The following is a 5,508-nucleotide window of genomic DNA, read 5'->3' as shown; positions in this document are numbered from 1 at the left end:
ATGTAGACAGCGACCTGTTACACGAGGATCTGTCACTTCTGAAAAATAATTAGAGGTATTCATTTTGCAATGATAAACTTTTTAGAGGAATTTTGGTGCGGTCGCCCTGATTTAATATATGTATAAACCCTGTAAATTCAAAACAGGAGAAAAAGAAAAATGTTTATTTTGATGAAATTTTTTCTCGAAATATTTGCAAGAATAAAAAATGTCCGTATCTTTGCACCCGTAATCGAGAAACATACTACTCGAGACAACAAAAACTGTTCTATGGTGTAATGGTAACACGTCAGATTCTGGTCCTGAAATTCCAGGTTCGAGCCTGGTAGAACAACAATTTTAAAAATTATCCCTTGTAAGTTATGGCTTGCAAGGGATTTTTCGTTTGCGGGGTACGAGATAGGGGATATTTTGTTCTAATTGTTATTCAGCGTCTGTTGGGGATTGGTATTTGCTTTTAATTGAATGACTTGTATAGTTAATACTATTGATCCCTTTGTTAATTATGTAAAAGAACTCATTGAAGATGGGTGGTTTTCAGCATCGGAATTCTTTGAAGAAGTTTATTCAACAGTAGTTGTACTGGCGGAGGAACTAAACAAAGAATGAAAGTTAAAGAGGCTGTACCGTAAATCTTAATTACGACACAGCCTCTTTTTATTTCTCCTTTATTCATTTTCTTTTCCCCATCTGAAGCCGATGCGATCCAGTAGTTGGATGCGTTCGCTACTGAGTTTACCTCTTCTTCTCAGATAGCCCATTCGCATCCACCAGGAGTAAAGGGATTCTTCTTTTTCGCTCTCGTTCCCAGTCCTTGAGCGAGGGTATCGTTTTTCGTTTGTTATGAATTCGCTGAATTCATGGTACCTTTCGATCCATATCCTTTCGAGCCGTTCCGGCGAACGCCCGTTGCTAGACTGGCTGTCGGACCAGTCAAAACCCAGGTCGGTCAACTTTTTGATCTGCCTGGGGGTTAGCGTGACGGTTGTATCGCTGCCGTTTTTGTAAGCTCTCATTTTGCTGCACCATTTAGCCAGTCGCGATTCCTCCTGGTCTCTGGTGTGGGTAGGCCAACGGCCGGTGTTGTTATAGTAATCCCTGACCAGATTGAACGATTCCTTCCAGCTTCTCCTTTTGTTGTATGCATACCAGTTGAATCCAATGTCATCCAGCAATTTGATGCGTTCTTTATTCTGTTTGGTCTTAGGTGTGTTTTTCCGGGTAATTTTTTGAGTCGCACACCAATTGGACAACTTGATCTCTAACGGGTCCGAAGCACTGCTGGAAGGCCAGCGTTGTTCTTTTTCCCAGAAGATTTTCAGGTTATTATAATTATCCTGCCACCGTTCCGTATTTTTCCGGATCTTGTCTGCGTCGATTCTGTCGATTAATTCAATCTGTTTTCCAGTAAGTTTTTCCGGAGAATGGTTTCTGAGGTACCTGCATCTGCTAATCCATAGGCCCAAACTGCGTTCCTTTACCTCTTTCGCCGTAGGCACAGGCCATTTGTTATGTTTATCGTAAAAGACAATAATAGCACGCAAGTTGCCGTTTCTTTTTTTCTTTCTTTTATTCATATACTTACTACTCTGGATCTTCTTTGTCTGTTATGTATGCTCAAAGATATTCAAATATTTGATTTTTAATAATATCATTTTGACAGAATGTTATTTTATCCCTGTTTTCTATGCTTTTTTACAGGAATATTCACTTCTGTTTTCAAAATACCAGAATCTCGTGAAGATAAATGAATACAAAGCGCTTGTATTTTATCCGTTATGATGTTATTTTGATTCGCATTATATTTTGTCAACCAGCATCAAAAAGGCTTTCTTTTAGTTCTTATTTTTAGTCTGATTTCTACTTTTCATCCTTTTAGGGAGATTGTTAAAAAAATCATCCGTATGATTTCATAAATTCATCCGCACAGTTTGCACAAAACTTCCGTATGTTTTCCCTCGAACATACGGAAGAATCGAAAAAACATCCGGTTGATTTTCGGCATTGCCTTTGAAAACCTCCCGAAATTTCCCTTATTTTACTTCTAAGCAACCAAAACTCCTATTTGTGGTTAGTAAAGAATCGAAAATTCTGACATTTGGAGAGTATAATCACTAAAAAAACAACAGAAATGAAAGCGAGAAAAAAGAAAGAAACGTTGCTGCTGGATGACTTTTTCCGACAGCAGATCGCACATTTGGATGAGAACGAGAACCATTTTACCGCCGCCAACTACCGGAATGCCCGGCAGTCGGTCCGCCGGTTTGTCGGTGAGGAATCCGGCTGTTTTCCTCTGAAAGAGGTGATCGGACAGTGGGTTTCTGATTATGTCGTATATATGCAGGATACGGACAAGCTGTCCGCCAGCAGCGCCGACTGCTATTACCGCATCCTGCGTGCTGTCTATAATAAAGCCGTCAAACAGTCCCGGGTGGAAGAGGCGGAAGAATATCCCTTCAAAAGTATCAACATCGCAGTACCGCCGACATTGAAGCGTGCCCTGTCGGAGATAGAGGTCTGCCGCCTGCGCGATGCGAAGCTGACGGGCGAGAAAGCCCGTGCCCGCGATGTCTTTATGTTCCTTTTCTATGCCCGTGGAATGTGCTTCGTCGATCTTTTCAAATTAAAGAAAAGTGAACTGTACGGCGGGTATATCAATTACAGCCGCAGTAAGACTGCTATGCCTGCGTGTAAAGATCATCCCCGAACTGCGCGAGCTGATCGGCCGTTACGATGAGGAAGACAGCCCGTACCTTTCCCCCTTCCTGCACCGTAACCGGTACCATAAAGAAAAGGAAGTGGCGGAACAAAGCGCCCTGAAACGGGTCAACCGTTAGCTGGAAGAAATAGGGAAAGCGCTGGATTTTCCTTTCCCCCTGACCACTTATGTGGCGCGCTATACCTGGGCGACGCTGGTGGAATCCAGCGGAACGGCAACGGCCATCATCAGCCAGGCGTTGGGCCACAGTTCGGAAAGGGTGACACGTATCTATATGAAAGGAATGCCCTCGCATGTGATCGACGAGACGAATGAAGAGATGCTGAATGTATTGATCCGGTATAATTCAAAGAAAGGAAAGGGCAAAAATAAAAAATGTCTGATTCCTTGCAAGAATCGGACATCTCAATGTTCTGTTAAGAATAACCCATGAAAAACACGGGGTATCTGCCTGCAAATGTACATGTTATTCTACAATAAACAAGGAAAATGTAAAAAAATAAAAAACATTATAACCTAATCGGAATAAAAACGGTTCTCCAACCGGTCTATCCTCACAAATAGTTCTTCTCTAAAATGCTGTAATTCAGCGAATACTCTTTCTCGGAAGGAGATGTCCGATTCTTGCAAGGAATCCGACATCCTGTATGGGGAAATGAGAATGAAAAGATCGGAAAAAAGAAGAAAATTCCAGTTACGGGTCATGTTTTTAGTCTTGTTGCTGCTATTGTTGCCATACGGTTCGTACGGTCAACAGATAGGGATAGGGACGAATGTGTCGTGGTGGCTGACTTCGACGCCGAATGCGGAAGTTGAATTTATGTTGTCTAAAAGGCTGACTTTGAACGTGTCAGGCAGTTACAACTCCTGGACATTCTTTCCTGAAGGGATGACCCTGCGGCATTATCTGATGCAGCCTGAACTTCGTTACTGGCCCTGCAAAAGTTTTGAGGGGCACTTCTTCGGCGTGCATGGACATTACGGTCATTACAATATCGGGCAGGTACCGTTTATCCCGGGTTTGAAGGATTATACCTACCGGGGGGAACTGTATGGTGGCGGTTTTTCATATGGCTATCACTTTGCTATTGGCGGACGGTGGGGATTGGAGTTGTCGCTGGGAGTAGGGTATGCTTACCAGGAATACAATAAGTATGTATGTACGGAATGTGCGGAGCTGGTAGGGAGGTATAAACGGCATTTTGTGGGGCCGACACGGTTGGGAGTGACATTTATTTATTTGATACGCTGAGAGATGGAAAAGCTGTTTTATACGCGGGGATATGACACACCCCCTACCCCCTCTCCAGAGGGGAAGGGTTACTTTCGGACACTGTTATCCGGTGTTGGTCAGGTAGTTAGTGACCGGAGTATCTTCCTCCCCTCTGGAGAGGGGGCAGGGGGTGTGTTATCTTTCCTCCTTCTCGCCTGCCTTTTCCTTTTCTCCCAGTCGGTCTTTTCCCAGACCGGGAACATTCTTTTTACTCCTGAGACTCTTGTTATCCATGATGACAGCGTCCGTATAGGAATGAACATAATTGTCCGGAATATCCAAATCCCAACGGACCATTCTTTGAAGTTGATCCCCTATTTTCAGAGAGACAATAAGCATGTCTCCCTTCCTCCGGTAATCCTTTCCGGCCGTCAGCGTTCCCGTTTCGACCGGCGCGAAGAACTGATTGCCCCACATTCTTTTAAAGAAAAAACCTATATACGGCTTATCGGAATAAAGGAAAAAGATACTTATACTATACATTAATAATATAAGCCTCCCTTATGCCGGTTGGATGCGTCACGCTTCCCTCTGTCTAAAACAGGTGGAAAGGGATTGTTGTAAGGAAACCCTTTTGTCCGATACTCTTTTGACAAAAGACATAAACCAGCCCGATCCCTGTACGGGGCTGGAAGAGAAAGGAGGCGAGTCATGAGACTACTGAACCTTTTCTTCCCGGTCCTCCTCACGCTTGCCGGTTGCAATATCGACGGCGAACTGGCCCCTGCTGAAATCGGCAAAACAACGTTAGAAGAAATTCAACTGTATTCAGGGACTCCATCCAATACCGGCTGTTTTTTCTACGGGTACCGTTCTTTTTCGGTCGCCCCTTCCGGAGTTACCCGGGGACGTATCGACTTATTGCATGCTTATTTACGGTTACATGTGACAGTCCGGTGGGATGCCAGTGTTCCGGCCAGTACAAACAATTTGCGTATGACGCTGGCCGGACATTACCCGGTCTACCGTTTTTTGCCGAAGCATACATCGGTTAGTCCGGCCGGACAGGAGATTCATATTCCTTCCCGGCCGGAGGAATGCCAGCCGGGAAGGCGTTCGATAGATGTGGAAATGGATATATCCCGCCAGGTGAATGGCGAAATCATTGGTTTCCGCCTGCATAATGGGGACCATCCGGTCTTCTGCCTGTTAGCCGATGATAAAGCGCTGATACGTGAAATAGACCTGTACCGTTTTTTTCATACGATGCAGATCGAACTGAGCGGCAATATCTGTCAGGAGTTTGATTTGCAGTTGGTGGTAGATAAGAAAGGGAATGTGAACGTCTCGCTGGCCTATGTGGGGGACTGGATAGACGGGGGTGTCTTGGGAGAAGGAAACTGATACAATAAAACAGCAGTCGGTTGTACTGCCCGGTATAAATTCTAAATAATAACATTATGAAGAAATAATACTTCGTTAAATTTATAACTAATCCGTTGAGAACAAATAAGTTAATTGATAAAATTTAGTACAATAAAATAGGTCAAGTGGCTGATTTTCATTACCTTTAATG

6 protein-coding genes are annotated in these 5,508 nt (G+C 43.8%); 5 read left to right on the top strand and 1 reads right to left on the bottom strand.

The genetic code is table 11. From position 1 onward, the window contains the following. Nucleotides 1-668: 668 nt before the first annotated feature. A complete protein-coding gene (locus tag DXA15_RS24450) occupies nt 669-1,577 on the bottom strand; it encodes a helicase associated domain-containing protein (RefSeq protein WP_128135774.1) in 909 nt (302 codons plus the stop codon). Between the two features lie 554 nt (nt 1,578-2,131). On the opposite strand from DXA15_RS24450, the gene DXA15_RS24445 reads away from it, so the two are divergent. The 5 genes from DXA15_RS24445 to DXA15_RS24425 all read left to right on the top strand — a co-directional run bounded on the left by DXA15_RS24445 (nt 2,132) and on the right by DXA15_RS24425 (nt 5,336). Continuing rightward, the gene (locus DXA15_RS24445; RefSeq protein WP_128135773.1) at nt 2,132-2,737 is read left to right on the top strand and encodes a phage integrase SAM-like domain-containing protein; all 606 of its coding nucleotides are present in this window, start codon (nt 2,132-2,134) and stop codon (nt 2,735-2,737) included. A gap of 151 nt (nt 2,738-2,888) precedes the next feature. Beyond that, nucleotides 2,889-3,152 carry a hypothetical protein gene (locus DXA15_RS24440; RefSeq protein ID WP_128135772.1) on the top strand — a complete coding sequence of 88 codons (264 nt, stop codon included), beginning with the start codon at nt 2,889-2,891 and terminating at the stop codon, nt 3,150-3,152. Between the two features lie 228 nt (nt 3,153-3,380). Then, a complete protein-coding gene (locus tag DXA15_RS24435; RefSeq protein WP_233567616.1) occupies nt 3,381-3,971 on the top strand; it encodes a DUF3575 domain-containing protein in 591 nt (196 codons plus the stop codon). A 3-nt stretch (nt 3,972-3,974) separates the two neighbouring features. After that, nucleotides 3,975-4,478 carry a DUF3868 domain-containing protein gene (locus tag DXA15_RS28140; protein ID WP_128135771.1) on the top strand — a complete coding sequence of 168 codons (504 nt, stop codon included), beginning with the start codon at nt 3,975-3,977 and terminating at the stop codon, nt 4,476-4,478. Between the two features lie 165 nt (nt 4,479-4,643). Further along, complete coding sequence (locus DXA15_RS24425) at nt 4,644-5,336, top strand: hypothetical protein (RefSeq protein ID WP_128135770.1); 693 nt, start codon at nt 4,644-4,646, stop codon at nt 5,334-5,336. The last annotated feature ends 172 nt before the right edge of the window (nt 5,337-5,508 follow it).

Origin of the sequence: Parabacteroides sp. AM58-2XD (assembly GCF_003463685.1) — a bacterium.
Lineage (GTDB): Bacteria > Bacteroidota > Bacteroidia > Bacteroidales > Tannerellaceae > Parabacteroides > Parabacteroides segnis.
Note: the sequence above shows the minus strand (reverse complement) of the source record. Positions and strands in the feature narration are given on the sequence as shown.

Excerpts from the sequence above, each read along its gene's own strand:
- DXA15_RS24450 (WP_128135774.1), bottom strand. The coding sequence starts at position 1,577 with ATGAATAAAAGAAAGAAAAAAAGAAACGGCAACTTGCGTGCTATTATT.
- DXA15_RS24435 (WP_233567616.1), top strand. The coding sequence starts at position 3,381 with ATGAAAAGATCGGAAAAAAGAAGAAAATTCCAGTTACGGGTCATGTTT.
- DXA15_RS24445 (WP_128135773.1), top strand. The coding sequence starts at position 2,132 with ATGAAAGCGAGAAAAAAGAAAGAAACGTTGCTGCTGGATGACTTTTTC.
- DXA15_RS24425 (WP_128135770.1), top strand. The coding sequence starts at position 4,644 with ATGAGACTACTGAACCTTTTCTTCCCGGTCCTCCTCACGCTTGCCGGT.
- DXA15_RS28140 (WP_128135771.1), top strand. The coding sequence starts at position 3,975 with ATGGAAAAGCTGTTTTATACGCGGGGATATGACACACCCCCTACCCCC.